The organism is Pantoea alhagi (assembly GCF_002101395.1).
GTDB lineage: Bacteria > Pseudomonadota > Gammaproteobacteria > Enterobacterales > Enterobacteriaceae > Mixta > Mixta alhagi.
Window position 1 is genome coordinate 739,062 of record NZ_CP019706.1, and the last position, 26,949, is coordinate 766,010.

The 26,949-nt window shown below is 54.7% G+C and carries 23 protein-coding genes; 4 read left to right on the forward strand and 19 right to left on the reverse strand.

The features are described from left to right. Positions 1 to 210: 210 nt before the first annotated feature. The 19 genes from lpxC to ilvI form a co-directional block, all read right to left on the reverse strand. Positions 211 to 1,128 (reverse strand): UDP-3-O-acyl-N-acetylglucosamine deacetylase, encoded by a 918-nt coding sequence (lpxC, locus tag B1H58_RS03480; RefSeq protein WP_085072222.1) that lies wholly within the window; start codon positions 1,126 to 1,128, stop codon positions 211 to 213. 100 nt (positions 1,129 to 1,228) lie between these two features. Next, entirely contained in the window at positions 1,229 to 2,386 is a 1,158-nt protein-coding gene (gene ftsZ, locus B1H58_RS03485) for a cell division protein FtsZ (protein ID WP_085068000.1), read from the reverse strand. A 72-nt stretch (positions 2,387 to 2,458) separates the two neighbouring features. Then, the gene (gene ftsA / locus B1H58_RS03490) at positions 2,459 to 3,715 is read right to left on the reverse strand and encodes a cell division protein FtsA (RefSeq protein WP_038628246.1); all 1,257 of its coding nucleotides are present in this window, start codon (positions 3,713 to 3,715) and stop codon (positions 2,459 to 2,461) included. After that, positions 3,712 to 4,554 (reverse strand): cell division protein FtsQ, encoded by an 843-nt coding sequence (gene ftsQ, locus B1H58_RS03495; RefSeq protein ID WP_085068001.1) that lies wholly within the window; start codon positions 4,552 to 4,554, stop codon positions 3,712 to 3,714. The genes ftsA and ftsQ overlap by 4 nt, the downstream gene beginning before the upstream one ends. Before the next feature lies 1 nt (position 4,555). After that, complete coding sequence (locus B1H58_RS03500; protein ID WP_085068002.1) at positions 4,556 to 5,476, reverse strand: D-alanine--D-alanine ligase; 921 nt, start codon at positions 5,474 to 5,476, stop codon at positions 4,556 to 4,558. Further along, positions 5,469 to 6,944: a UDP-N-acetylmuramate--L-alanine ligase gene (gene murC, locus B1H58_RS03505; RefSeq protein WP_085068003.1), complete on the reverse strand. Its 1,476-nt coding sequence runs from the start codon at positions 6,942 to 6,944 to the stop codon at positions 5,469 to 5,471. Before murC ends, B1H58_RS03500 begins: the two co-directional genes overlap by 8 nt. A 45-nt stretch (positions 6,945 to 6,989) precedes the next feature. After that, positions 6,990 to 8,051 carry an undecaprenyldiphospho-muramoylpentapeptide beta-N-acetylglucosaminyltransferase gene (murG, locus tag B1H58_RS03510; RefSeq protein ID WP_085068004.1) on the reverse strand — a complete coding sequence of 354 codons (1,062 nt, stop codon included), beginning with the start codon at positions 8,049 to 8,051 and terminating at the stop codon, positions 6,990 to 6,992. Beyond that, positions 8,048 to 9,265 carry a cell division protein FtsW gene (ftsW, locus tag B1H58_RS03515; protein WP_085068005.1) on the reverse strand — a complete coding sequence of 406 codons (1,218 nt, stop codon included), beginning with the start codon at positions 9,263 to 9,265 and terminating at the stop codon, positions 8,048 to 8,050. The genes murG and ftsW overlap by 4 nt, the downstream gene beginning before the upstream one ends. Further along, positions 9,265 to 10,581 carry a UDP-N-acetylmuramoyl-L-alanine--D-glutamate ligase gene (gene murD / locus B1H58_RS03520; RefSeq protein ID WP_085068006.1) on the reverse strand — a complete coding sequence of 439 codons (1,317 nt, stop codon included), beginning with the start codon at positions 10,579 to 10,581 and terminating at the stop codon, positions 9,265 to 9,267. Before murD ends, ftsW begins: the two co-directional genes overlap by 1 nt. 2 nt (positions 10,582 to 10,583) lie before the next feature. Beyond that, on the reverse strand, positions 10,584 to 11,666 hold the full coding sequence (gene mraY, locus B1H58_RS03525) for a phospho-N-acetylmuramoyl-pentapeptide-transferase (protein WP_085068007.1): 1,083 nt from the start codon (positions 11,664 to 11,666) through the stop codon (positions 10,584 to 10,586). Beyond that, complete coding sequence (murF, locus tag B1H58_RS03530; RefSeq protein WP_085068008.1) at positions 11,660 to 13,021, reverse strand: UDP-N-acetylmuramoyl-tripeptide--D-alanyl-D-alanine ligase; 1,362 nt, start codon at positions 13,019 to 13,021, stop codon at positions 11,660 to 11,662. Before murF ends, mraY begins: the two co-directional genes overlap by 7 nt. Beyond that, positions 13,018 to 14,505 carry a UDP-N-acetylmuramoyl-L-alanyl-D-glutamate--2,6-diaminopimelate ligase gene (gene murE / locus B1H58_RS03535; protein WP_085068009.1) on the reverse strand — a complete coding sequence of 496 codons (1,488 nt, stop codon included), beginning with the start codon at positions 14,503 to 14,505 and terminating at the stop codon, positions 13,018 to 13,020. The genes murF and murE overlap by 4 nt, the downstream gene beginning before the upstream one ends. Next, positions 14,492 to 16,261, reverse strand: coding sequence for a peptidoglycan glycosyltransferase FtsI (locus B1H58_RS03540; protein WP_085068010.1), 1,770 nt, complete (start codon positions 16,259 to 16,261; stop codon positions 14,492 to 14,494). The genes murE and B1H58_RS03540 overlap by 14 nt, the downstream gene beginning before the upstream one ends. A gap of 15 nt (positions 16,262 to 16,276) precedes the next feature. Continuing rightward, positions 16,277 to 16,597: a cell division protein FtsL gene (ftsL, locus tag B1H58_RS03545; protein WP_085068011.1), complete on the reverse strand. Its 321-nt coding sequence runs from the start codon at positions 16,595 to 16,597 to the stop codon at positions 16,277 to 16,279. Continuing rightward, positions 16,594 to 17,532 carry a 16S rRNA (cytosine(1402)-N(4))-methyltransferase RsmH gene (gene rsmH / locus B1H58_RS03550; RefSeq protein ID WP_085068012.1) on the reverse strand — a complete coding sequence of 313 codons (939 nt, stop codon included), beginning with the start codon at positions 17,530 to 17,532 and terminating at the stop codon, positions 16,594 to 16,596. The genes ftsL and rsmH overlap by 4 nt, the downstream gene beginning before the upstream one ends. A gap of 2 nt (positions 17,533 to 17,534) precedes the next feature. Continuing rightward, positions 17,535 to 17,993, reverse strand: a complete 459-nt coding sequence (gene mraZ, locus B1H58_RS03555; protein WP_085068013.1) for a division/cell wall cluster transcriptional repressor MraZ — start codon at positions 17,991 to 17,993, stop codon at positions 17,535 to 17,537. 537 nt (positions 17,994 to 18,530) lie between these two features. Beyond that, positions 18,531 to 19,535 carry a catabolite repressor/activator gene (gene cra, locus B1H58_RS03560; RefSeq protein ID WP_085068014.1) on the reverse strand — a complete coding sequence of 335 codons (1,005 nt, stop codon included), beginning with the start codon at positions 19,533 to 19,535 and terminating at the stop codon, positions 18,531 to 18,533. A gap of 194 nt (positions 19,536 to 19,729) precedes the next feature. Next, positions 19,730 to 20,221, reverse strand: coding sequence for an acetolactate synthase small subunit (ilvN, locus tag B1H58_RS03565; RefSeq protein WP_085068015.1), 492 nt, complete (start codon positions 20,219 to 20,221; stop codon positions 19,730 to 19,732). 2 nt (positions 20,222 to 20,223) lie between these two features. Beyond that, a complete protein-coding gene (gene ilvI, locus B1H58_RS03570; RefSeq protein ID WP_085068016.1) occupies positions 20,224 to 21,948 on the reverse strand; it encodes an acetolactate synthase 3 large subunit in 1,725 nt (574 codons plus the stop codon). Positions 21,949 to 22,700: 752 nt separating this feature from the next. On the opposite strand from ilvI, the gene leuL reads away from it, so the two are divergent. The 4 genes from leuL (at position 22,701) to leuC (ending at position 26,946) form a co-directional block, all read left to right on the forward strand. Next, on the forward strand, positions 22,701 to 22,784 hold the full coding sequence (leuL, locus tag B1H58_RS21255; protein WP_353738452.1) for a leu operon leader peptide: 84 nt from the start codon (positions 22,701 to 22,703) through the stop codon (positions 22,782 to 22,784). 99 nt (positions 22,785 to 22,883) lie between these two features. Next, positions 22,884 to 24,449, forward strand: coding sequence for a 2-isopropylmalate synthase (gene leuA, locus B1H58_RS03575; RefSeq protein WP_085068017.1), 1,566 nt, complete (start codon positions 22,884 to 22,886; stop codon positions 24,447 to 24,449). Positions 24,450 to 24,451: 2 nt separating this feature from the next. Beyond that, positions 24,452 to 25,543, forward strand: a complete 1,092-nt coding sequence (gene leuB, locus B1H58_RS03580; RefSeq protein ID WP_085068018.1) for a 3-isopropylmalate dehydrogenase — start codon at positions 24,452 to 24,454, stop codon at positions 25,541 to 25,543. Between the two features lie 2 nt (positions 25,544 to 25,545). After that, entirely contained in the window at positions 25,546 to 26,946 is a 1,401-nt protein-coding gene (leuC, locus tag B1H58_RS03585; protein ID WP_085068019.1) for a 3-isopropylmalate dehydratase large subunit, read from the forward strand. The last annotated feature ends 3 nt before the right edge of the window (positions 26,947 to 26,949 follow it).

A 26,949-nucleotide genomic window follows, 5' to 3' on the forward strand; every position in this document is an offset into this window, starting at 1 on the left:
CAGGCCGGTTGCCACCTTTAGCAAGGGCAAATCTTATCATCATTGCGTACGTTAAACATCAGATCGTAGCGGGAGGAGGAGAAAAGAGCGACAGTCTGAACGACAACGGCGCAAATAATGCGCACCGCAATGCAGAAACAAAAACGACTGGCTTTGCTGGCCGGAGAGAGTGAGCCAACGCTACCAGTCATTTTAAAAAGTTATAGCCTGTTAAGCCAGAACCAGATTTGTTGCCTTGAACGCCACCGGCAGTTCAGCTTCGTCTTCAAAGGTCGCCCATTCCCAGGCTTCCTGTTTCGCCAGCACCGCCTGCAGCAGTTTATTGTTCAGCGCATGGCCTGATTTGTAAGCGGAAAACGCACCTACAATATTATGGCCGCACATAAACAGGTCACCGATAGCATCCAGCATTTTGTGGCGAACAAATTCATCTTCGAAGCGTAAACCTTCTTCGTTCAGTACGCGGAAATCGTCTAAGCCTATCGCGCAATCTAAACTACCGCCCAGGCACAGGCCTTTGGACTGCAGGTATTCGATTTCACGCATAAAGCCGAAGGTTCGCGCACGGCTGATCTGACGCATGAACGCTTCCGTAGAGAAATTCAGCTGATAACGCTGTGAGCTGGAATCAATCGCCGGGTGTTTAAAATCAATGGTGAAATCGAGTGAGAAACCGTTATAAGGTTTGATCTCAGCCCATTTGTCGCCATCTTCAACACGCACAGCCTGTTTAACACGCACGAATTTCTTCGCGCTATTCAGCTCTTCAACGCCCGCGTCAACCAGCAGGTAGACGAAAGGGGCGGCACTGCCGTCCATAATCGGCACTTCAGGCGCATTCACTTCGACAATGATATTGTCGATGCCAAGGCCAGCCAGCGCGGCGTTCAGGTGCTCTACGGTGGAAATACGTACGCCTTCATCATTCACCAGGCAGGTACTTAGCATGGTGTCGCGCACGAATTTTGCATCAGCCGGGAAATCAACCGGTGGATTCAAGTCAGTGCGACGATAGATGACCCCGGTATTAGCCGGCGCAGGGCGTAACGTCAGAGAGACTTTCTTGCCGGTATGCAAACCGACGCCAGTCGCCTGAACAATACGTTTTAATGTCCGTTGTTTGATCATCGTATTATCTCGCAAAATCATCATCCGACCGTCAGTCTATATCACTGACGGGCGAACATTTTAGCACAAAGAGCGGAGAATCCCAATTCTCGGGTTATTCCTAATCAGCCTGCTTGCGCAGGAAGGCAGGAATATCCAGGTAGTCAGGCTCTTTGCCTGGCTGCGAGCTTTGATCGTTGACCACTTTCGCAGCGGGCTTTTGCTCCTGCGGCAGCGGAGACATACCGTGCTGCTGATAGCGATGATCCATTACCGGCTGGCTGCTCGCCTGCTTGTTGGTTACCAAGGTGATTTCCGGACGTTTGTCCATGCCAATCCCGGTAGCCACCACGGTAACACGCAGTTCATCGTTCATTTCCGGATCCAGAGAAGTACCGATAACCACGGTAGCATTATCAGATGCGAAAGCACGAATCGTGTTACCTACGGTCTCGAACTCATCCAGACGCAGGTCAAAACCAGCGGTAATGTTTACCAGCACGCCGCGAGCACCGGAAAGATCGATATCTTCCAGCAGCGGGCTGGAAATAGCCATTTCTGCCGCTTCTTCAGCGCGATCTTCACCACAGGCCACGCCGGAACCCATCATGGCATAACCCATTTCGGACATTACGGTACGCACGTCGGCGAAGTCGACGTTCATCAGACCCGGACGGGTGATCAGCTCGGCAATACCCTGTACCGCGCCTTTCAGTACGTCGTTAGCCGCACCAAACGCATCCAGCAGTGAAATCCCACGGCCCAACACTTTTAACAGCTTATCGTTGGGGATGGTGATCAGTGAATCAACGTGCTTGGAAAGCTCGGCGATGCCCTGCTCGGCAAACGCCATACGCTTTTTGCCTTCAAAGTTAAACGGCTTGGTCACCACCGCAACGGTCAGGATGCCTAACTCTTTCGCGACTTCAGCCACGACCGGCGCAGCACCAGTACCAGTACCGCCGCCCATGCCGGCTGCGATAAAGACCATGTCCGCGCCGTCGAGCGCAGAACGCAGCGCTTCACGATCTTCTTCTGCAGAAGTACGCCCTACTTCAGGGTTCGCGCCTGCACCCAGACCTTTAGTAATGTTGGTACCGATTTGGATAGTCTGGCCAACTGCAGTTTTGCGCAACGCCTGCGCGTCCGTATTCACCGCGAAGAACTCAACGCCTTCGATACGCTCGCGGACCATATGCTCGACGGCGTTGCCACCGCCCCCGCCGACGCCGATGACTTTAATCACCGCGTCGTTGGTTAATTCCATAGGTTCAAACATAATTTCTCTCCGTTATGTGCCTGTCGCCTGGAGATCATAAAATAGTGCTAGCATGATCCCCTTTTAGAAAAATTAAAACTCTTTTTTCAGCCAGCTGTTGATACGTTTAAACCAGTTGCCAACTGAAGCACGTTTTTCAACATCCGCCTCACCGCTCAGGTGAGACTCTTTTCCATAGTGCAGAAGACCTACAGCCGTTGAGTAGTAAGGCTCCTGCGCATAATCCGTTAATCCGGTAATGTTCAGCGGCTGACCGATGCGCACCTGCGTATGAAACACACGTTGCGCGCAGGCGGCTAACCCTTCAATCTGCGCCGCGCCGCCGGTAAGCACAATCCCTGCTGCCAGATGATGCTTAACGCCCTGCTGGCGTAACTGTTCCTGCAACTGCAAAATTTCGTCGTTAACCAGGTTCAGCAGCTCGGTATAACGCGGCTCAATCACCTCGGCTAATGTCTGACGCTGTAGACTGCGCGGCGGGCGTCCGCCCACGCTTGGCACCTCAACGTTCTCATCCTTGCCAACGATCGAGCCCAGTGCGCAGCCATGACGAACCTTGATTGCTTCCGCATCGGTCGGCGGCGTGCCGAAGGCATAGGCGATATCGCTGGTTACCACGTTCCCTGCATAGGGAATGACTTTGGTATGGCGCAGCGCGCCGCCGGTATATACGGCGATATCCATCGTACCGCCGCCGATATCAACCACACAGACGCCCAGTTCACGTTCATCTTCGGTCAGCACAGCAAAGCTGGATGCCAGACCGGCAAAAATCAGTTGGTCCACTTTCAGGCCGCAACGTTCAACAGCCTTAACGATATTTTTCGCCATATCGTTGTGACAGGTGATCAAATGCACTTTTGCCTGCATGCGCACGCCCGACAGCCCAACCGGGTTTTTAATCCCTTCCTGGTAATCGATCGCGTACTCCTGTGGAATCACATGCAGGATGCGATGCTCATCACGCACGCGTACCGACTTAGCGGTATGCACAACGTTTTCAACATCTTCCTGTGTCACTTCCTCTTCAGAAATCGGAACCATCCCGATTTCGTTCTGGCAACTAATATGTTTACCGGATAAAGCAAGGTAAACGGACGAAATCTGACAATCCGCCATCAGCTCCGCCTGATCGATAGCGCGCTGTACGCATTTCACCACCGATTCCAGATCGTTTACGCCACCTTTATCCATACCGCGGGACGGACAACTGCCGACCCCAATAATATTGACCATGCCATCGGGCAGAATTTCCCCTACTAAAGCGGCGACCTTGGCGGTGCCTATCTCAAGTCCTACTACCAGTTTTCTGTCCGTCGCCTTGATCATTGTTGTTTAGCCTGTGCCTGATTCTGTTGCTGATTACTGTCCTGAGGCTCAATAAATGCCGGAGCCCAGCCAACGGCAGCGCCGGAGTCATAGCGCAAATCGACATAACTGACGCGCTTGTTTTCCGCGGTGGCCTGCTGCTGGAGCATCGGCCAGAGTTCAATAAACCGCTTAAGACGCTTCATGTTATCGCTACGGCCCAGCTCAATACGTACATCGTCGCCCGTGACCAACTGCCAGGAGTGGCGAGCAGTCATTGATGCTGCTTTTACGCTAAACTTGCTGGCCGCCAAAATTTCACTCATTTGACGATAGCCAGCCAGTACATCCTGCTCGTTTCCTTCAGGGCCATACAGCAACGGTAGCGTTTCTTTGCCGATATGGTTAGCTGGCACGCTAAAAGATTTGCCTTCCGCATCAACCATATGTAAATCATTCCACCGTGCTACCGGCACATACTCAACCAGATGAATCTTTAATTCGTCCGGCCATTGCTTGCGTACGCTGACCTGTTTAATCCACGGCAGACGTTCAATCTGCTGCTGTATCACATTTACATCTTGTGACATAAAAGTGCCGGGCGCGCCCAACGACAGGATGGCCTGACGGATATCGTCATTGGTGGTGTAATGCGTTTTTCCCGTCACCACCAGTTTTGAAAGCGGCAGGCGCGAAGCGTCATTCATCCACTTCAGCACCACGAAACCGCCCGCCAGCATCGTGCCGATCACCAACAGCAGAAACAACATTCCTGCTAACCGAGAGCCATTGCTGCGGCCGGTGCGCGCTTTCGCTTTCTCCTGCGCGTCCCGACGTACGTTCAGAGCCGCCTGCGACATCTTAGTCGGCCAGCTCCAGAATACGCGCCACCAGCTGGGAGAAGCTCATCCCTGCCTGCTTTGCTGCCATTGGCACCAGGCTGTGGCTGGTCATGCCAGGAGAGGTATTCACCTCCAGCAGATAGAAGGTGCCGTCACCGTCCATCATTACATCCACGCGTCCCCAGCCGCTGCAGCCCAGAGTACGCCAGGCGTTCAACACCAGCGCCTGCAGCTCCGCCTCTTTTTCCACGCTCAGTCCGGCCGGGCAGAAGTACTGTGTATCGTCAGAAATGTATTTTGCTTCATAGTCATAGAAGTCGCTGGCTGGCTGAATACGGATCGAAGGCAAAATTTGATCGCCAAGAATGCCCACCGTGTATTCAGGGCCGCTAATAAACTTTTCAATCAGCACATCATCATCATGACGAAACGCTTCTTCCAGCGCCGCGGGCAGCTCTGCGGGCTGATTAACGCGTGAAATACCCACGCTGGAGCCTTCGCTGCTGGGTTTAACAAACAGCGGCATACCCAGCTGGGCGATACGCTGCACCAGCGTCTTATCCATTCCAGCTTCCATCTGCTGGCGGTTGATCCAGACATAGGGCGCAACCGGTAGGTTAGCCCCCTGCCAGAGCAGCTTAGAGCGCCATTTATCCATGGTGATCGCCGAAGCCATCACGCTGCTGCCGGTATAGGGGATCTGCAGGAAATCCAGAACGCCCTGTAAAGTACCATCTTCACCACCACGACCGTGCAGGGCGATGAACACTTTTGTGTAGCCTTCTTCTTTCAACCGCATAACGGGGAAATCGCGCGGATCGACGCCATGCGCGTCAATACCCGCCTCTTTCAGACCCGCAATCACCGCCTCGCCAGACATTAACGAGACGTCGCGTTCAGCGGAGGTACCACCCAGCAGTACCGCTACTTTATCAGCCATGATGTTCCTCTTCATTGGTCTGCGGTTTCAGTTTTTGGTCAGCCAGTCGACGAGCAATCTTACCAATGTTACCCGCGCCCTGAACCAGGATAAGATCGTTGCCGCTTAATGTCGGGGCAAGGAAATCGAGGATCGCATCATGATCCGGCACCAGGATAGGATCCACCTTGCCACGCCCCCGGATCGTCCGGCACAGCGATCGGCTGTCTGCGCCAGGGATCGGCGTTTCACCGGCGGAATAGACATCCAGCATCAGCAATACATCTACCTGCGACAGCACATTGGCGAAATCATCATAAAGATCGCGTGTGCGCGTATAGCGATGCGGCTGGAAAATCATTACCAGCTTTTTATCCGGCCAGCCTGCTCGCGCCGCCTTAATGGTGGCGTCCACTTCGGTCGGATGATGGCCATAATCATCGACCAGCATGGCGGAACCAACGGTGCCGTTTACCTGCTGCAGCGGGAACTCGCCGAGGAAATCGAAGCGACGTCCGGTGCCCTGGAAGCTTTCCAGCGCGCTGAGGATCTCTTCATCATCAATGCCCTCTTCCGTGGCAACGGCAACCGCCGCCGCCGCGTTTAAGGCGTTATGACGACCCGGTGCGTTAAGCGTTACGCGCATCAGCGGCTTGTCATGGCGCACCAGCGTAAAGTGCCCTTGCGCGCCGTGCTGCTCGTAATCTTCGATGCGCACGTCAGCATCTTCGCTAAAGCCGTAGGTGGTGATCTGACGTCCCACTCGCGGGATCAAATCGCGGATCACCGCATCATCCACGCAGAGTATGGCCCGGCCATAAAACGGCAGATTGTGCAGAAAGTTAATAAAGGTCTGCTTCAGATTTTCGAAGTCGCCCTGGTAGGTATCCATATGGTCAGCTTCGATATTGGTTACAATCGCCACCATCGGTTGCAGATGCAGGAAGGAAGCATCGCTCTCATCCGCTTCCGCAATCAGGTAACGGCTGCTGCCCAGACGCGCATGCGTTCCCGCCGCTTTAACCAAACCACCGTTAACAAAGGTGGGATCGAGTCCGCCTTCGGCATAGATGCTGGTCACCATCGCCGTGGTGGTGGTTTTACCGTGCGTACCGGCCACCGCAATCCCGTGACGGAAACGCATCAGCTCAGCCAGCATTTCAGCCCGGCGGATCACCGGAATACGTGCTTCACGCGCGGCGATAATCTCCGGGTTATCCTGCGTAATCGCACTGGAGACTACCACGACGCTGGCATCACTGACGTTTTCCGGGCGATGGTGAAAATAGATGGTGGCGCCCAGCGCGGTCAGATGCTGCGTCACGGCATTAGGCGCTAAATCGGAACCGCTAATCTGATAACCTTCATTGGCCAACACTTCGGCAATACCGCCCATGCCGGCACCGCCGATGCCGACAAAGTGAATGTGCCGGACGCGACGCATCTCGGGCACGATAGAACGCAGTTTCGCCAGTTGTTGAGTATTCATCGTTTCTTTTGCCTGTCGGTACCGCAGTACCTTCTCTTAATTCTGTTAGCGCGCTACGGCGCTGACTTCTGCCGCTACCCGTTCGGTGGCATCGGGAATCGCTACCTGACGCGCCTTTTGCGCCATCAGCAGCAGCGTGGGTCGATCCCACTGCTTTAACGTTTCCGCCACCCCATTCGCAGTAAACTGCGGCTGCTCAAAAATTTTGGCTGCGCCCGCTTTTTCCAGCGGGAGCGCATTCCAGTACTGCTGACGATCTTTATGCTGAAAAGGCACAAAAATAGCCGGAAGGCCCGCAGCAGCGACTTCGCTTACCGTCAGCGCGCCGGAGCGGCATACCACCACATCGGCCCACCCATAGGCCGCCGCCATATCGTCAATAAATTCAGTAATTTTATGCTGATGCGCGCCATCCGCTGCGGCATACGCGGCCAGAACATCGCTCTGCGCCCCTTTCCCGGTCTGATGCCACAACGTAATGCTATCGCCCATCAGTGCCGCAACCTGCGGCATCGTCTGGTTAAGCACGCGCGCGCCCTGACTGCCACCAACGACCAGAACCCGAATCGGACCTTCACGGCCAGCCAGACGCTGCTCCGGGCGGCTTAGCGCCAGCACATCGGTGCGCACCGGATTGCCCACGACCTCGGCATGCGGAAACGCGCCGGGAAATGCCTGCATCACTTTCGTTGCCAGCTTCGCCAGCCATTTATTGGTTAACCCGGCAATGCCATTCTGTTCATGCAGCACTACCGGAATACCGCAGCTCCAGGCCGCCAGGCCGCCGGGCCCTGAAACATAGCCGCCCATGCCAAGCACGACATCAGGCTTCCAGGCTTTCATAATGCGGCGGGCCTGACGCCAGGCGTTGAAAATCCGCACCGGCGCAGCCAACATCGCCTTAAGCCCTTTGCCACGTAATCCGCTAATGCGGATAAAATCGATTTCGATACCGTGTTTCGGCACCAGATCGGCTTCCATACGATCGGCGGTTCCCAGCCAGCGTACCTGCCAGCCCTGCGCCATCAGATGATGCGCAACGGCCAGGCCCGGGAACACATGTCCGCCGGTACCGCCAGCCATTACCATCAACCGCTTTCCACTCATCGCGCACCTCGGGTAAACGCCTGCGCTTTGCTCAGACGCGTCTCATAATCTATGCGTAACAACAACACGATGGCCGTCGACATAATGATCAGACTGGAACCACCGTAACTAATCAATGGCAACGTCAGGCCCTTAGTAGGCAGCATACCCGCTGCCGCGCCGACGTTTACCAACGCCTGGAAGCTAAACCAGACGCCAATCGAGCAGGCCAGAAATCCGGAAAAGCGCTGATCAATCTCCAGCGCACGTCGGCCAATCGACATCGCCCGAAAAGCGACGAAGAATACCATTAACAGCGCTAAAACCACACCGATATAACCGAGTTCTTCCCCGATAATGGAGAAAATGAAATCGGTATGCGCCTCTGGTAAATACTCCAGTTTTTGCACGGAGTTACCTAACCCCTGCCCCCAAAACTCACCGCGTCCGAACGCCATCAGCGACTGGGTTAACTGGTAGCCGCTACCAAACGGATCTTCCCAGGGATCCCAGAAGGAAGTAACGCGGCGCATACGGTAGGGTTCAGCAATGATCAACAGGATCACCGCAAAGATGCCGGATCCGATAATTGCCAGAAATTGCCACAGCTTGGCGCCTGCCAGGAACAACATCGCCAGCGTAGTAACAAACAGCACCACCACCGTTCCCAGATCCGGCTGCGCCAGCAGCAGCACCGCCAGTACCACCATCACGCCCATCGGTTTACAAAAGCCCCAGAAGTTATTACGTACCTCTTCGACTTTACGCACCAGATAGCTGGCGAGATAACAAAACAGCGAGAGCTTGGACAACTCGGCTGGCTGAATACGCAGTGGTCCCAGCGCAATCCAGCGCGATGCGCCGTTTACCGAGCTACCAACCACCAACACAATCAACAGCATCAATACCGAGGCCAGTAGCATCATATTGCTGTAACGCTGCCAGACCTCCATCGGGATACGCAGCGTGATCAGCGACATCCCCAATGCCAGCAGCAGATAAAACGCATCACGCTTGGCAAAGAAAAACGGATCTTCAGACAGACGCTGTCCTACCGGCATAGAGGCGGAAGTCACCATTACAAAGCCGATAATCGCCAGCCCGAAGGTCAACCACAGCAGGGTACGGTCATACAGCACCATGGTGGCCGTATCACTATTTTCCCGGCTGCCCATTACCCACTCGCGCAGGCGCACCGCTACGCCGCCCGCCAGCCCTAAGCCTGGAATACGCATCAGCCCAGCTCCCGCGCCAGCTGGGCGAATCGATCGCCGCGTTGTTCAAAATTACGGAACTGATCAAGACTGGCGCAGGCCGGCGACAGCAGAACAATATCGCCCGGCTGCACCTGCGGCGCGATAGCCCGCATAGCCTGCTCCAGCGTTTCTGTCTGACTGGAGATTTCCGGGCGCAGTGCCGCCAGTGCCGCACCGTCACGGCCATAGCACCAGACACGGATAGCATCACCCTGCAAATAACGCGTCAGCGAGGAGAAATCGGCAGATTTGCCATCGCCGCCCAACAGCAGCCACAGCGTACCCTGCGCTTTTAATCCGCTGAGCGCCGCTTCCGTGCTGCCGACGTTGGTCGCTTTAGAGTCATTGATCCAGCGTACACCGTTGCGTTCATGCACCAGTTGAAAACGATGCGCCAGCCCACGAAAAGTGGTTAAGGCTTTCAGACTGCTGGCGCGCGGAATGCCGACCGCATCCGCCAGCGCCAGCGCAGCCAGCGCATTGGTATAGTTATGCAGCCCAACCAGCGTCATCTCTTCGGTATTCAGTACCTTTTCACCATGCACCCGCAACCAGATGCTGCCCTGCTGGCGGTTGAGATGATAATCGCCTACGTCAACGCCGAAGCTAACGCAGCGTTTATCGGCACCGCGTACCGGCATGGTTAACGCATCATCAGCATTCACTACGCAAACTGCCGCATTTTCATAAATACGCAGCTTGGCGGCACGATATTGCTGCAGCCCCAACGGATAGCGATCCATATGATCTTCACTGACGTTCAGAATGGTTGCCGCTGCCGCTTTCAGGCTGTGGGTGGTTTCCAGCTGGAAGCTGGAAAGTTCCAGTACATAAAGCTGGGCCGGCTGCTGCAACAGACTGAGCGCCGGCAGGCCAATATTTCCGCCCACGCCCACGGCCCAGCCAGCGGCCCGCGCCATCTCTCCTACCAGGCTGGTGACAGTACTTTTCCCGTTCGAACCGGTGATCGCCACTACTGGCGCCTGTGCTTCACGACAGAACAGTTCAATATCACCAATAATTTCAACGCCTGCCTCTGCCGCTTCCATCAGCAGCGGATGCGCCAGGGCCATGCCCGGACTGGCGACAATCAGATCTGCGGCCAGCAGCCAGTCGCCGTTAAGTGAGCCCAAATAGCGCTCCACGCTGTCAGGCAGCTTATCCAGGCCAGGCGGTGACACTCGGGTATCCATCACGCGCGGCGTTACGCCCTGCGCTAAAAAGAAATCAACACAGGAGAGGCCGGTCAGCCCTAGCCCGATAATGACCACTTTTCTACCCTGATAGTCAGCCATAGTTAACGCACCTTAAGGGTTGCCAGGCCAATCAGCACCAGCATCAGCGAAATGATCCAGAAACGCACGATGACGCGCGGCTCCGGCCAGCCTTTCAGTTCATAATGGTGATGAATGGGTGCCATACGGAAAATACGCTGGCCGCGCAGCTTAAAGGAGCCTACCTGCAGGATCACCGACAGCGTTTCCACTACAAACACGCCGCCCATAATCACCAGCAGGAACTCCTGGCGCAGCAGCACTGCGATAGTGCCCAGCGCGCCGCCTAAGGCCAGTGAACCCACATCGCCCATAAACACCTGAGCGGGATAGGTGTTAAACCATAAGAAGCCAAGCCCGGCACCCACAATGGCGGTGCAGACAATCACCAGTTCACCGGCGTGGCGCAGATAAGGAATATGCAGATAGCCGGCAAAATTCATGTTACCGGTGGCCCAGGCGACCAGCGCAAAACCGGCGGCCACAAAGACCGTTGGCATAATCGCCAGGCCATCCAGCCCGTCGGTCAGATTAACCGCGTTGCTGGTGCCAACAATAACAAAGTAGGAAAGCAGAATATAAAGCAGCCCCAGCTGCGGCATCACATCTTTGAAAAAGGGCACCACCAGCTGTGTCGCCGGTGTATCTTTCCCGACAGCATACATGGTGAAGGCTACCGCCAGCGCAATCAGCGACTGCCAGAAATATTTCCAGCGGGCGATCAGGCCTTTGGTATCTTTACGCACGACTTTGCGGTAATCATCCACAAAGCCCACAATGCCATAGCCGATCAGCACCGTTAACACGCACCAGACGTAAGGGTTAGAAGGATAAGCCCACATCAATACCGAAATGGTAATGGAGGTCAGGATCATGATGCCGCCCATGGTCGGCGTGCCGCGCTTGCTAAAGTGCGACTCTGGCCCTTCGCTACGCACCACTTGTCCAATCTGCAACTTTTGCAACCAGGCGATCAGGCGCGGCCCCATCCACAGCGAGATAAACAGCGCGGTCAGCAGGCTGACAATGGCGCGAAACGTCAAATATGAAAAGACGTTAAAGCCGGAATAAAAAGCGACCAAATGTTCGGCCAGCCAAACTAACATGTTCCTTTCTCCTGTAAGGTTTGTATTACCTGCTCCATGGCGGCGCTACGAGAACCTTTAACTAAAACGGTAATCACCTGATGCTCAGCAAGCAGCGATAATAAACGCGCGCTCAGGGCCGCTTTATCGCTGAAGTGTTCGCCGACGCCGCTGGCATCGCTGATATGCTGGCTTAACGATCCCACGCTCAGTACCTTATCGATACCAGCGTGACGGGCGGCCTCGCCAACCTGACGGTGGCATTCAACCGCTTCCTCGCCCAGCTCCGCCATATCGCCGGTAACCATCACGCGATAGCCCGGCATATCCGCCAGAACCTGCGCAGCGGCGGTCATCGATCCGACATTGGCGTTATAGCTGTCGTCCAGCAGCAGCTTTTGCGGACCGAGAATAATAGGGAACAGACGCCCTGGCACCGCCTGCAGCGTGGCTAACCCCTGAGCAATGGCCTCAAGCGGCGCGCCAACCGACAGTGCCAGCGCACTGGCTGCCAGCGCATTGGCGACATTGTGACGACCCGGCAGCGGCAGCAGCACCGCCACGTCGCCCTGCGGCGTATGCAGCGTAAAAGCCGTTCCCTGTGATTTCACCGTCACATCGGTGGCGCAGAAATCTGTGGTTGCCCCTTCGGCGGCGGAAAATCGCCAGACGCGCTGCTGGGTTAACTGGGTTTGCCAGCGCGGCCAGTCATTGCTGTCGGCATTGATAATGGCCGTTCCCGTTGGCGGCAGTCCGAGGAAAATTTCGCCTTTCGCTTTCGCCACGCCCGCCAGAGAACCAAAGCCCTCCAGATGCGCAGCGGCGAGGTTGTTGACCAGCGCACTTTCCGGACGCGTTAAACCGGTTGTCCAGGCGATCTCGCCCTGATGATTAGCGCCCAGCTCAATGACTGCATACTGGTGCGTCGCATTAAGACGCAACAGCGTCAGCGGCACGCCGATATCATTGTTCAGGTTGCCTGCGGTATAGAGCGTTTCGCCGCACTGACGCAGAATGGCAGCCGTCATCTCTTTTACCGAGGTTTTACCGGAGGAGCCAGTCAGCGCCACCACGCGGGTATTGACCTGCTGGCGAACCCAGGCAGCCAGCTCGCCCAGCGCGATACGTGTATCGCTTACCACCACCTGCGGCACATCAATTTGCAACCGCTTACTCACCAATAATGCTGCCGCACCTTTAGCAACCGCGTCGCTGGCAAAATCATGCGCATCGTAGCGCTCGCCCTTCAGGGCGATAAACAAACAGCCTGCGCTGACCTTACGCGTATCGGTGGTCACTTCGGCAATCTGCAGATCGCCGCCGATCAGCGTGCCGTGAGCAATTTGCGCCAGCGTTTCCAGGGAAACCGGAATCATGCCATCACCCCCAGCAAACGTGCGACGGTAACGCGGTCGGAATAGTCCAGACGGCGATTACCGACGATCTGATAATCTTCATGCCCTTTACCGGCAACCAGTACGATATCCTGCGGTCCGGCCTGCATAATGGCGTTGGTTACCGCTTGCGCGCGTCCCGCCATTACGCGAGCGCGGCCCGGGTCGAGCAGACCGGTGAGAATATCGTCAACAATCGCGCCCGGATCTTCGCTGCGGGGATTGTCGTCGGTGATCACCACAATATCGGCAAACTGTTCAGCAATGGCGCCCATTAATGGCCGTTTGCCTTTATCGCGGTCGCCACCGCAGCCAAAGACGCACCAGAGCTGACCCTGGCAATGCAGACGCGCCGCTTCCAGCGCCTTTTCCAGCGCATCCGGCGTATGGGCATAATCCACCACCACCGTTGGCTTGTCTGGCGCGCTAAAAACTTCCATCCGTCCGCAAACCGGCTGCAGCTGACGTGCGCTGGCCATTAACTGCGCCAGCGGATAATCCAGCGTTAACAGCGTCGCTAACGCCAGCAGCAGATTGCTGACGTTGAAAGCGCCCATCAGGCGGCTTTCCAGCTCGCCATCGCCCCAGCTGGAAGCAAAACGAATCGTGGCACCGTTATCGTGATAATGAATGTCGGTGGCTTTCAGCCAGCGACCATGCTGAGCGGGCAGTACGTTATCAGCCATGGTGACGGCAACCGCATCGGGCAGTCTCTCCAGCCAGCGCCGCCCAACCTCATCGTCGGCATTGATAATCGCTTCGCCCACCTGATGTTCGGAAAACAGCAGCCACTTCGCAGACTCATAGCGCGTCATATCGCCATGGTAATCCAGATGATCGCGGCTCAGGTTGGTAAACACCGCCGCAGCAAAAGGCAGCGCCGCCACACGATGCTGCACCAGCCCGTGAGAGGAAACTTCCATTGCCGTCAGGGTGGCTCCCTGCTCAACCAGCGAGTTCAGCATATGCTGCACATCAACCGCCGAGCCGGTGGTATTTTCAGTGGGGATCAGATGACCATACAGGCCGTTACCGACGGTGCCCATTACCGCGCCGGTTTCGCCGAGCAGGTTCGCCCACTGCGCCAGCAGTTGCGTGGTGGTGGTTTTACCGTTGGTCCCGGTTACGCCGATTAAACGCAACTGCTCGCCAGGCTGCTGATAAAAACGCCCGGCAAGCGCCGACAGACGCTGTGGCAGCTGCGACAGATAGATAACCGGTACGCCATGCATTTCGCGAATTTCGCCATCCTCCGCCTCGCCGGCGGCTTCAGCGATAACTGCCGAAACGCCCTGTGCGATAGCCTGAGGGATAAAACGTCGCCCATCAACGTTATGGCCGGCAACAGCCACAAACAGATCGCCGGACGCCGCCACGCGGCTGTCCAGTGTCATTTCACGAAGCGGACGCTCCGGCGCGCCAGGCACCCACGGAGCCAGTAAGTCGCGCAAGTTACGATCTGTCACTTGATTCCTCTTTCTTGTTGTTGACCAGGTCATTCTTTTCAACCGGGGTCGGCAAGGCATCTGGCTCAATATTCATGGTGCGCAGAACGCCGCCCATGATGGCGCCGAATACCGGTGCCGACACCGCACCGCCATAATATTTACCCGCCTGGGGATCGTTGATGACCACCACCAGCGCAAAGCGCGGATGGCTGGCTGGCGCCACGCCAGCGGTATAGGCAATATATTTATTCACGTAGCGGCCATCAGGACCGACTTTTTTCGCGGTCCCGGTTTTGATGGCGATACGATAACCTTTGATTGCGGCTTTGACGCCGCCGCCGCCGGGCAGCGCGACGCTTTCCATCATATGAACCACGGTTTTCACCACTGATTCAGGGAAGGCGCGTTCGCCCGGTACCGGCGGATCCACTTTTGTGATTGATAGTGGACGCGCGATGCCATAGCTGCCGATGGTGGCGTAAACGCGCGCCAGCTGTAACGGCGTTACCATCAGCCCATAGCCGAATGAGAAGGTGGCCCTTTCAATATCGGACCACCTTTGTTTATGGGGATACAGGCCACTGCTTTCCCCGACCAACCCCAAATTGGTTGGTTTGCCCAATCCAAAGCGTGAATATGTTTCCACTAGTGCTGAGGAGGGCATCGCTAACGCCAGTTTTGATACGCCGACGTTACTCGACTTCTGCAGAACCCCAGTCAGGGTCAGTTCGTTATAGCGCGCCACATCTTTGATTTCATGACCATTAACGCGATAAGGCAGCGTATTCAGCACGCTGTTTTCGCGCACGACACCGCGCTGCAGCGCGGTCATCACCACCATTGGTTTCACGGTGGAGCCGGGTTCAAAGATGTCGGTGATAGCGCGGTTGCGCATCACATCTTTTGGCGTATTGCTGAGATTGTTGGGGTTGTAGGCCGGGCTGTTAGCCATCGCCAGCACTTCGCCGGTGTTGACATCAACCAGCACCGCCGTGCCGGATTCCGCCTTGTTAAAGGCCACGGCATTGTTCAGTTCGCGATAGACCAGCGCCTGCAAACGTTCATCGATACTGAGCGCCAGATTATGCGCTGCCTGACTGTCTACCGAAGAGATATCTTCAATCACGCGGCCAAAGCGATCTTTACGTACCGTTCTCTCGCCCGGCTGGCCGGTTAGCCAGCGGTCAAAACTTTTCTCGACGCCCTCAATGCCCTGCCCATCAATGTTGGTAAAACCGATAAGATGAGAGGTCACCTGACCTGCAGGATAGTAGCGGCGGGATTCTTCCCGTAAGTGGATGCCGGGCAGCTTAAGCTTTTTGATGTAGTCGCCAATCGCCGGATTGACCTGGCGCGCCAGATAGACAAAGCGGCCTTTAGGATTGGCATTTACGCGGTTAGCCAGCTGATCAAGAGGTACAGAGAGCGCGTCGGCCAGCGCTTTCCAGCGGCTGTCAAGCGTAATGCCGCCGCGATCGTGCAGCTCTTTTGGATCGGCCCAGATGGCATTAACCGGCACGCTAACAGCCAGCGGCCTGCCGGCACGGTCGGTGATCATTCCGCGCGCGGTAGGAATCGACTGAACGCGCAGAGAACGCATATCACCTTCGCGCACCAGCCTGTCGGGATTAATGACCTGCAAATAGGCAACACGCAACAGTAGTCCGATCAACGCAAGAAAGATCCCGCCGCACAGCAACGCAAAACGCCAGCTGACAAAGCTGGCCTGATCTTCCTGTTTTTTCAACTTAAGCGCTTTGGTAGCGGATCTCATGGAGTCCGGAATTCCTTATTGCTGTACCACAATATTTTCCTGTGCCGGGTCGACATGTTGCATCTGCAATTTTTCCGTCGCCGTGCGCTCAACGCGGCTATGATCGCCCAGCGCGTTCTCTTCCAGAATCAGGTTACGCCACTCAATATCCAGCGCGTCGCGTTCCAGAACCAGCTGTTCACGCTGAGCGGTCAGCAAACGCGTTTTATGCGCGGTTGTAACCACCAGCACCGCTGAAATCAGCACGGCAACCAGCAGCAGCAGCGGAATCTTAGCGTGCCGCAGCAGATCGCCGCCGATAACGCCGGGCAGGCTGTGACGCTCATTGCCAATCATGATGCGTTGCGCTCCGCAATACGCAGCACCGAGCTACGCGCACGCGGGTTTTCAGCCACTTCCGCTTCACCCGGCATCATTTTCCCCAGCGCTTTTAACTGGCGACCACCCAGCTTTTGCAACTGCGCTTCCGTCATTGGCAGCCCTGCTGGCACCTGTGGTCCACGGCTCTGCTCGCGCATAAAGCGTTTTACCAGGCGATCTTCCAGTGAATGGAAGCTGATAATTGAGAGACGTCCGCCCGGCGCCAGGGCAACCAGCGCGCCTTTTAATGCCTGCTCAATCTCTTCCAGCTCGCTGTTAACCCAGATGCGAATAGCCTGAAAACTCCGCGTGGCCGGGTGCTTGAATTTGTCCTTGATCGGCGTTGCGGCGGCAATCACCTCCGCCAGCTCTTTGGTGCGTGTCATGGGTTGCAGGCGGTTACGCTCCGCAATGGCGCGTGCAATACGCTTAGCAAAACGCTCTTCGCCATAGGTTTTCAGCACAAAAGCGATATCGTTCTCTTCTGCCTGCAGCAGCCACTCGGCGGCCGAAAGCCCGCGAGTTGGATCCATGCGCATATCCAGCGGCCCATCGCGCATAAAAGAAAAGCCGCGTTCGGCATCATCCAACTGCGGCGAAGAGACCCCTAAATCCAGTAAAATACCGTTGATTTTGCCGGTTAAATCGCGCGCCTCAACATAATCCGCCAGCGCGGAAAACGGACCGTGAATAATGGTAAAGCGCGGATCGTCAATCGCTGCGGCCGCGGCAATGGCCTGAGGATCGCGATCGATGGCAAACAGTTTGCCCTGCTCTCCCAACTGAGAAAGGATCAGGCGTGAGTGTCCGCCCCGACCGAAGGTACCATCGATGTAGATGCCATCTTCTTTAATATTGAGCGCGTTGACGGCTTCATCCAACAGCACCGTGGTATGTATAAAATTATCCATAGTTATAACGACAAATCCTGCAACCGCTCTGAAAGCGGCTCCTGAGCAGCTTGCTCAGCGTCAATATCTTCCCTGACTTGTTGATACCAGGTCTGTTCATCCCACAGTTCAAACTTATTAAACTGTCCAACCAGCATCACTTCTTTTGTCAGACTGGCGTGCTGGCGCAGCGTACTGGCCAGCAACAAGCGCCCCGCGCTATCCATCTGACATTCGCTTGCATGTCCTAACAGCAACCGCTGCACACGACGCTCTGCAGGGTTCATGCTGGATAAGCGAGAGAGTTTTTGTTCAATAATTTCCCATTGGGGTAAGGTATAAAGCAGCAGGCAAGGCTGATGGAGGTCAATGGTGCATACCATTTGGCCTTCCGACTCCTCAATCAGCGTTTCGCGATACCGCGTAGGCACAGCCAGCCGCCCTTTGCTATCGAGGTTGACTAAGGTGGCGCCACGAAACATGTCAGCAAATGCCCTCAGTTACCCTTTTTTGCCACTTTACTCCACAATTTCCCACGAAAGGAGTTTACGGAGCGGAGGAAATCATTGTCAAGCCACGCAATGGGCGAAGCGAAATTATTTCTTGAGGAATAAAATGATCAAAAGTTAAGAATGAACTGACTTTGCAAACATCTGAAAAAATAAACTAATGAATAGTGGTAAAAAAATCAGAGCTGAAATAAAAACGGGCAAAAAGAATACAATTTTTATTGCCTGTCAGACAGGGGTACGCTTTGCGACACAGGCGACATTTTAGGGACATTCTGATAAAGCTTTCATGACACACCCGACGTCTGGCGCGGCGGTTGGCCTGCTGAAGGAAAAGAGAATAAGAGAGGTGGTAAGAAAAAAGCACCCAGCCACTTTACTTTAATTTACTTAATATGGCTTCAGATCGCTTTAAAATAAGCCTCTTTTTTATTAGTGGCGATTTTAAAAGCAAAAATATTTAAATATGTAAAAAAGGCAGCAGCGCTGCCTTACAATTAACTATTCATGTTACGTACGACTTAATTTTCCGCGTCGAACCAGATTGCGCCTAATCCGGGTTAAACCTGGTTTTGGCCTGCGCGGTTCATCCAGACTTGCCAATACTAATTCCAGTACCCGCTCCGCAACATCGCGATGACGCTGCGCCACTGCTAATACCGGGCACTCAAGGAAATCGAGCAATTCATGATCGCCAAAGGTGGCGATAGCCAGATCGGTTGGTAGCCGCCCTTCTCGCTGCAGCGTGACATCCATTACGCCCTGCAACAGACCAAACGAGGTGGTAAAAAGCGCCTCAGGCATTGGATGCTCTTCCAGATAATTTTCAAACAGCGCCGCAGCCGCTGCCCGCTCAAAACTGTTGGCATAGATGAAATCAATAGGACGCTTATCATCGCGCCAGGCCTCGCGGAATCCCATTTCTCGCAGGAAACTCACTGAAAGTTCAGGTAGCGCGCCGAGATAAAGCACGTTTTTTACCGGCAGCTGACGCAATTCAGCTGCCAGCGCCTGCGCATCTTCCTGATCGGCACCAACCACGCTGGTAAAGTGTTCACGATCCAGCGCACGGTCCAGCGCAATAATCGGCAGCGAATTATTCGCCCAGCGCTGGTAGAAAGGATGCTCCGGTGGCAGAGAGGTGGAAACAATGATGGCATCGACCTGACGCTGCAGCAGATGTTCAATGCAGCGCATTTCATTATCCGGCTGGTCTTCTGAACAGGCGATAAGCAGCTGATAACCGCGCTGACGCGCCTGACGTTCCAGATAGTTGGCAATACGCGTATAGCTGGTATTCTCCAGATCGGGAATAACCAGCCCGATTGAACGCGTTCTGCCCGCCCGCAGCCCGGCAGCTACCGCGTTTGGATGGTAATTATGCTCGCGCACGACCGCCATCACTTTCTCAACGGTTTTATCGCTGACACGATACTGCCGGGCCTTGCCATTGATGACATAGCTGGCGGTGGTACGCGACACGCCGGCAAGACGCGCTATTTCATCCAGTTTCACAATCACTCCACATCGGTAATGCCATGGCGCAGGCCAATAGCCGCAGCATAGCTAAGGGTAAGTTTTTTTTACATCTAACCGCAGAAAGCGCCAGCGGGCAACCGCTTTTAATGGCAAAAATGAGGCATATCAGAAAATAAAAAAACCCGACAGAACGCCGGGTTAGCAACAGAATGGATTATCACTTTGGATGATTAACGCATAATACGATCGCCACGTGAAACGCCTACCACGCCAGAGCGCGCAACTTCGACAATTTCCGCTACGTCCCGTAACGTACTAAGAAACGCATCCAGTTTATCGCTGGTACCGGCCAGCTGAACCGTGTAAAGCGTTGGCGTCACGTCAACGATCTGCCCACGGAAGATCTCCGCGCTACGCTTTACCTCTTCACGCCCATAGCCGCTGGCCTGAATTTTCACCAGCATAATTTCCCGCTCGATATGCGCGCCCTGCCCCAGCTCGGTAACGCGCAGCACGTCCACCAGCTTGTGCAGTTGCTTTTCAATCTGCTCCAGCGCCTTTTCATCGCCAACAGTCTGAATCGTCATGCGTGACAAAGTAGGATCGTCAGTCGGCGCGACCGTCAAACTTTCAATATTGTAGCCACGCTGTGAAAACAGACCGACCACGCGGGACAATGCGCCAGATTCATTTTCCAGCAGAACCGATAAAATACGACGCATAATTAAGTCCTCTCCGTTTTGCTTAACCACATTTCGTCCATACTGCCACCGCGGATCTGCATTGGATAAACATGCTCGCTGCCGTCCACGTTAACATCCACAAATACCAGGCGCCCCTGCGCGACCGTTTCCAGCGCCAGCGCCAGTTTTTCTTCCAGTTCAGACGGATGAGAAATCGAGATGCCTACATGACCGTAGGCTTCTGCCAGCCGCACGAAATCCGGCAGCGATTCCATATAAGAATGGGAGTGACGACCAGAGTAGATCATATCCTGCCACTGCTTAACCATGCCCAGATAGCGGTTGTTCAGGTTCAGCACCAGAACCGGCAGGTTGTACTGCAGCGCAGTGGAAAGCTCCTGAATATTCATCTGGATACTGCCATCACCGGTAACGCAAACCACCGTTTCCTGCGGCAGCGCCAGCTTAACCCCGATCGCCGCAGGCAGGCCGAAGCCCATGGTGCCAAGGCCGCCAGAGTTAATCCAGCGGCGCGGCCGCTCAAAAGGATAGTAGAGCGCAGCGAACATCTGATGCTGACCAACATCGGAGGTGACATACGCCTCGCCTTTAGTCAAACGCCACAGTGTCTCGATCGCTGCCTGCGGCTTGATCTTGTCGCTGTTGCGATCAAACTCCAGACATTTACGCGCGCGCCAGCCTTCGATGCTCTGCCACCAGTCGCGCAGGCTATCGAAATCCTGACGCGTATCGCCTTCCGGCAGCAGCTCCAGCATCTGTTGCAGCACCTGACGCGCATCGCCGACCACCGGAATATCCGCCGCGACGGTTTTTGAAATTGTCGTCGGATCGACATCAATATGCAGCACGGTGGCGTCCGGACAATATTTCGTCAGATTATTGGTGGTGCGATCGTCGAAACGTACGCCAACGGCAAAAATAAGATCGGCGTTGTGCATCGTCATATTGGCTTCATAGGTGCCGTGCATTCCCAGCATCCCCAGATTTTGACGATGCGTGCCCGGAAATGCGCCCAGCCCCATTAATGAATTCGTAACCGGCAGATTGAGCTTTTCCCCCAGGGCTTGCAACTCTTCGTGACAGCCGGAAAGAATGGCGCCGCCGCCCACGTACATTACCGGCCTTTTCGCCCCCAGCAATGCCTGAACCGCGCGTTTGATCTGCCCTTTGTGCCCTTGAGTGGTCGGGTTATAAGAACGCATGCTGACGCTTTCCGGCCAGACATACGGCAGCTTACTGGCAGGGTTAAGAATATCTTTCGGCAGATCGATCACCACCGGGCCAGGACGGCCGCTGGCAGCCAGCCAGAACGCTTTTTTGATGATGATCGGGATCTCTTCGGTCTGTTTCACCAGAAAGCTGTGCTTTACGATAGGGCGTGAAATGCCCACCATATCGCACTCCTGAAACGCATCGTAGCCGATAAGCGAAGAAGGAACCTGTCCGGACAGCACCACCATCGGAATAGAATCCATATAGGCAGTGGCGATGCCGGTGATGGCGTTGGTTGCGCCGGGGCCAGAGGTGACCAGCACCACGCCGACGTCCCCCGTTGCGCGCGCGTAGCCGTCGGCCATATGCACTGCGCCCTGCTCATGACGCACCAGCACATGGTCAATACCGCCTACGGTTTGTAGCGCGTCATAAATATCCAGCACTGCCCCGCCGGGGTAACCAAAAACATGCTTTACGCCCTGATCGATTAACGATCGGACCACCATCTCAGCTCCTGATAACATCTCCATTTTTGCCTCCCGGCTTTCAGTTTGCTTTCTATTCAGGCCGTTACCCACCATCGTCGCGCAATGCACCAGCGTCTGGCGATGGCTCTACGCAGAGTTAAACAGTGTGTTAATGCTCAAACCCTGAAATGCATTTTCAGGGGCAGGTACAGGGGGAATAAAGCCCTTGCAGATTTTTATCTTGGCTTTTGACAATTAACATAACCGCAGAAATCTTGTTGGGTAAACCCTAAACTTGTCGGCAGGTTCGCAGTGGTTTTCTTAATTTCGCTGTTAACCAGACCGATTGACAGAAAAAACGCTGAATCTGCCGCTTAATATCAGCGCATTATGCTGTGTATCGGTTTATTCATAGCAAAAACTTATCATTATCAGTTTTTTTAGCGTAACCGAAGCCGTAAAAGAAAAAACAGGGAATTATCGCTGGTAAGATATTCTGCCATACCCAATGGATTTGCTATTTTGTCCGGCAAATGTGCCGACGTTTCGGTATAAAAAATTCTGCTTTGGCCTTAACAACGCCTTATCAATCAATACCTTTCACAGGCCAAAAATATTTAACTATTTGATTTATAAGTATTAAGAAAAATTAAAAATCAACAAATATCATATATTCTGTTGATAACATCTGCTGTGATATTTATCTCTTTTCCATCAACCCTTTTTATACAATTTACGGCCACCGTCAGGGTTGACATCACTCACGCGATCAAGTACCAATAAAAACAGCACAGAAATTAATGGAGCCTGATTCAATGATTCGTTCATTCCGCCTACTTGGACTACTACTAAACGCATATCACTTGCGCGGTAGTCGTGTGGGCGGAATCAATCACTGATTCAGGCTAACAAAACGAAAAAACCCGCGCCAATGCGCGGGTTTTTTTATGCTCGTGACACAGGCGAACCGGTAAAAGCCAACTGAAAGGAAAAATACGATGAGCCAACAAGTCATTATTTTCGATACCACTCTGCGCGACGGCGAGCAGGCTTTGCAGGCCAGTCTGAGTGTTAAAGAAAAACTGCAGATTGCTCTGGCGCTGGAGCGTATGGGCGTAGACATCATGGAAGTCGGCTTTCCGGTTTCATCTCCTGGTGACTTTGAGTCCGTGCAGACCATTGCCCGCACCATTAAAAACAGCCGCGTCTGTGGGCTGGCACGCTGCGTGGAAAAAGATATCGATGCTGCTTATGAAGCGCTGCGCGTGGCGGAGGCTTTCCGTATTCACACCTTTATCGCCACCTCGCCAATGCATATCGCCACCAAGTTACGCAGTACCTTGCCAGAGGTGATTGAGCGCGCGGTCTATATGGTAAAGCGTGCGCGTAACTACACCAGCGACGTTGAATTCTCCTGTGAAGATGGCGGTCGTACGCCGATTGATGATCTGTGTCGCGTCGTGGAAGCAGCAATTGATGCTGGTGCCACTACCATCAATATTCCGGATACCGTTGGCTATACGCTGCCGCACGAATACGCGCATATTATCGCTTCGCTGCGTGAGCGGGTGCCCAACATCGATAAAGCGATTTTATCAGTGCATACCCATGACGATTTAGGCATGGCGGTTGGCAACTCCATAGCGGCAGTTATGGCTGGCGCACGTCAGGTTGAGGGGACGCTGAACGGGTTGGGTGAACGCGCCGGTAACTGCGCGCTGGAAGAAGTGATTATGGCAATAAAGACCCGCGCCGCCATGATGAACGTTCACACCAATATTCATCACCATGAAATCTGGCGCACCAGCCAGACCGTCAGCCAGATCTGTAATATGCCGATCCCGGCGAATAAAGCGGTGATTGGTTCCAATGCTTTCGCCCACTCCTCTGGTATCCATCAGGATGGGGTGCTGAAAAATCGTGAAAATTACGAAATCATGACGCCGGAGTCGATTGGTCTGAATCAGGTTCAGTTGAACCTGACATCACGCTCCGGCCGCGCGGCAGTAAAACATCGCATGGAAGAGATGGGTTATCAGGAAAGCGATTATAACCTCGATTCGCTGTATGACGCCTTCCTGAAACTGGCGGATAAAAAAGGTCAGGTATTTGACTATGACCTGGAAGCGCTGGCCTTTATTAACAAACGAAACGAAGAGCCGGAATATTTCCAGCTGAAGGATTTCAACGTCCAGTCAGGCTCCTCCATCACTGCCACCGCCTCGGTGCATATGATCTGCGGCGATGAGATTCAGTCAGAGGCCGCCACCGGCAACGGCCCGGTAGATGCCGTTTACCAGGCGATTAACCGTATCACCACCTTTGATACTGAACTGGTGAAATATCAGCTCACCGCGAAAGGCCACGGCGAGAATGCGCTGGGCCAGGTTGATATCGTGGTTGACTACAACGGGCGGAAATTCCACGGCGTGGGCCTGGCGACCGATATTGTTGAATCCTCCGTTAAAGCGATGGTTAACGCATTAAATACTATCTGGCGCGCCAAACAGGTGGAGCAGGAACTGCAGCGTAAATCGATTAAAGAACAGAAGGAAACGGTATAACCATGACGCAAACTCATCATATCGCAGTATTACCGGGCGACGGTATTGGTCCTGAAGTCATGGCTCAGGCGATAAAAGTACTGGCGGCGATTCGTCAGCGTTTTGGCATGCGCATTACCACCAGTGAATATGACGTAGGGGGCATTGCCATCGATCGTCACGGTGAACCGCTGCCTGCCGCCACGGTGACCGGTTGTGAACAGGCGGACGCGATCCTGTTTGGTTCGGTCGGCGGGCCAAAGTGGGAGCATCTGCCACCGGCTCAACAGCCGGAGCGCGGCGCGCTGCTGCCCCTGCGTAAACATTTCAAGCTGTTCAGCAACTTGCGTCCCGCCAGCTTATATAAAGGTCTGGAGGCTTTCTGCCCGTTGCGCAGCGATATAGCCGCGCGTGGCTTCGATATTCTCTGCGTTCGTGAACTGACCGGCGGCATCTATTTCGGTCAGCCGAAAGGCCGCGAAGGCAGCGGTATGCATGAAAAAGCCTTTGATACTGAAGTCTATCACCGCTTTGAAATCGAACGCATCGCCCGTATCGCCTTTGAGTCAGCGCGTAAACGTCGCAGCAAAGTGACCTCCATTGATAAAGCAAATGTGCTGCAAACCTCGGTTATGTGGCGTGAGATCGTCAGCGAAGTGGCGAAAGATTACCCGGATGTAGAGCTGGGCCATATGTATATCGATAACGCCACCATGCAGTTAATTAAAGATCCGTCGCAGTTTGATGTGCTGCTCTGCTCTAACCTGTTTGGCGATATTTTGTCTGACGAGTGCGCCATGATTACCGGCTCGATGGGTATGCTGCCCTCTGCCAGCCTGAACGAGCAGGGATTTGGTCTCTACGAACCCGCTGGTGGCTCCGCTCCGGATATCGCCGGTAAAAACATTGCTAACCCGATCGCGCAAATCCTGTCGCTGGCACTGCTGCTGCGCTATAGCCTGGATGCGGATGAGGCAGCTAACGCCATTGAAAGCGCCATTAACCGCGCACTGGAAGAAGGTTATCGCACCAGCGATTTGGCCGGTAACGGTCCCTCTGTAAGCACCGACGAAATGGGCTCAATGATTGCCCGCTTTATCGCCGAGGAAGTATAAAAATGAGCAAAACATTATACCAGAAGCTGTTTGATGCCCATGTCGTGCATGAAGCGCCCAACGAGACGCCGCTGCTGTATATCGATCGTCACCTGGTGCATGAGGTAACCTCACCGCAGGCCTTCGACGGGCTGCGCGCCCATGGCCGCAAGGTCCGCCAGCCGTCAAAAACCTTTGCGACCATGGATCATAACGTCTCGACGCAAACCAAAGACATCAACGCCTCCGGCGAGATGGCGCGTATTCAGATGCAGGAGCTGATGAAAAACTGCGCCGAGTTCGGCGTCCAGCTGTATGACCTGAACCATCCTTATCAGGGCATCGTGCATGTTATCGGCCCGGAACAGGGGATGACGCTGCCGGGCATGACCATCGTCTGCGGCGATTCCCATACGGCGACGCACGGTGCTTTCGGCTCGCTGGCCTTCGGCATCGGCACTTCAGAGGTAGAGCATGTGCTGGCGACGCAGACGCTGAAGCAGGGCCGTGCTAAAACCATGAAGATTGAAGTCACCGGCCAGGCCGCGCCCGGCATTACGGCGAAAGATATTGTGCTGGCGATTATCGGCAAAACCGGCAGCGCGGGCGGTACCGGTCACGTTGTAGAGTTTTGCGGTCCGGCGATCGAAGCGCTGAGCATGGAAGGACGCATGACATTATGCAATATGGCGATTGAGATGGGCGCGAAAGCGGGCCTGGTTGCGCCCGATGACACCACCTTTAACTATCTGAAAGGCCGTCAGTTCGCACCGCAGGGTGAACAGTGGGAACAGGCCGTTAATTACTGGCGTACCCTGAAGTCGGACAGCGACGCGCATTTCGATGCCGTAGTCACGCTGGACGCCGCTGAAATAGCGCCGCAGGTTACCTGGGGCACCAACCCCGGGCAGGTGATCGCGGTTAATCAGCAGATCCCTGACCCCGCCTCTTTCACCGATCCGGTAGAGCGCGCTTCGGCGGAAAAAGCGCTGGCCTATATGAACCTGCAGCCTGGCATAAAGCTGACCGACGTGAATATCGATAAAGTCTTTATCGGTTCCTGCACCAATTCACGCATTGAAGATTTACGCGCCGCCGCAGAAATCGCTAAAGGGCGTAAAGTTGCACCGGGCGTGGTTGCTATGGTGGTGCCAGGCTCAGGCCCGGTAAAAGCGCAGGCGGAAGCAGAAGGACTGGATAAAATTTTTCTTGAGGCGGGTTTTGAATGGCGTCTGCCGGGGTGCTCTATGTGCCTGGCGATGAACAACGATCGCCTGAACCCCGGCGAGCGCTGCGCCTCCACCAGCAACCGTAACTTTGAAGGCCGTCAGGGCCGTGGTGGACGCACGCATCTGGTTAGCCCGGCAATGGCTGCCGCTGCCGCCATCGCTGGCCGTTTTGCTGATATCCGTGAACTGAACTGAGGA

Excerpts from the sequence above, each read along its gene's own strand:
- lpxC (WP_085072222.1), bottom strand. The coding sequence starts at position 1,128 with ATGATCAAACAACGGACATTAAAACGTATTGTTCAGGCGACTGGCGTC.
- ftsL (WP_085068011.1), bottom strand. The coding sequence starts at position 16,597 with ATGATTGGCAATGAGCGTCACAGCCTGCCCGGCGTTATCGGCGGCGAT.
- murG (WP_085068004.1), bottom strand. The coding sequence starts at position 8,051 with ATGAGTGGAAAGCGGTTGATGGTAATGGCTGGCGGTACCGGCGGACAT.
- murF (WP_085068008.1), bottom strand. The coding sequence starts at position 13,021 with ATGATTCCGGTTTCCCTGGAAACGCTGGCGCAAATTGCTCACGGCACG.
- ilvN (WP_085068015.1), bottom strand. The coding sequence starts at position 20,221 with ATGCGTCGTATTTTATCGGTTCTGCTGGAAAATGAATCTGGCGCATTG.
- ftsZ (WP_085068000.1), bottom strand. The coding sequence starts at position 2,386 with ATGTTTGAACCTATGGAATTAACCAACGACGCGGTGATTAAAGTCATC.
- ftsQ (WP_085068001.1), bottom strand. The coding sequence starts at position 4,554 with ATGTCGCAGGCGGCTCTGAACGTACGTCGGGACGCGCAGGAGAAAGCG.
- ilvI (WP_085068016.1), bottom strand. The coding sequence starts at position 21,948 with ATGGAGATGTTATCAGGAGCTGAGATGGTGGTCCGATCGTTAATCGAT.
- leuA (WP_085068017.1), top strand. The coding sequence starts at position 22,884 with ATGAGCCAACAAGTCATTATTTTCGATACCACTCTGCGCGACGGCGAG.
- rsmH (WP_085068012.1), bottom strand. The coding sequence starts at position 17,532 with ATGGATAATTTTATACATACCACGGTGCTGTTGGATGAAGCCGTCAAC.
- leuC (WP_085068019.1), top strand. The coding sequence starts at position 25,546 with ATGAGCAAAACATTATACCAGAAGCTGTTTGATGCCCATGTCGTGCAT.
- ftsW (WP_085068005.1), bottom strand. The coding sequence starts at position 9,265 with ATGCGTATTCCAGGCTTAGGGCTGGCGGGCGGCGTAGCGGTGCGCCTG.
- mraY (WP_085068007.1), bottom strand. The coding sequence starts at position 11,666 with ATGTTAGTTTGGCTGGCCGAACATTTGGTCGCTTTTTATTCCGGCTTT.
- leuB (WP_085068018.1), top strand. The coding sequence starts at position 24,452 with ATGACGCAAACTCATCATATCGCAGTATTACCGGGCGACGGTATTGGT.
- B1H58_RS03500 (WP_085068002.1), bottom strand. The coding sequence starts at position 5,476 with ATGGCTGATAAAGTAGCGGTACTGCTGGGTGGTACCTCCGCTGAACGC.
- murD (WP_085068006.1), bottom strand. The coding sequence starts at position 10,581 with ATGGCTGACTATCAGGGTAGAAAAGTGGTCATTATCGGGCTAGGGCTG.
- mraZ (WP_085068013.1), bottom strand. The coding sequence starts at position 17,993 with ATGTTTCGTGGCGCCACCTTAGTCAACCTCGATAGCAAAGGGCGGCTG.
- B1H58_RS03540 (WP_085068010.1), bottom strand. The coding sequence starts at position 16,261 with ATGAGATCCGCTACCAAAGCGCTTAAGTTGAAAAAACAGGAAGATCAG.
- ftsA (WP_038628246.1), bottom strand. The coding sequence starts at position 3,715 with ATGATCAAGGCGACGGACAGAAAACTGGTAGTAGGACTTGAGATAGGC.
- murC (WP_085068003.1), bottom strand. The coding sequence starts at position 6,944 with ATGAATACTCAACAACTGGCGAAACTGCGTTCTATCGTGCCCGAGATG.
- leuL (WP_353738452.1), top strand. The coding sequence starts at position 22,701 with ATGATTCGTTCATTCCGCCTACTTGGACTACTACTAAACGCATATCAC.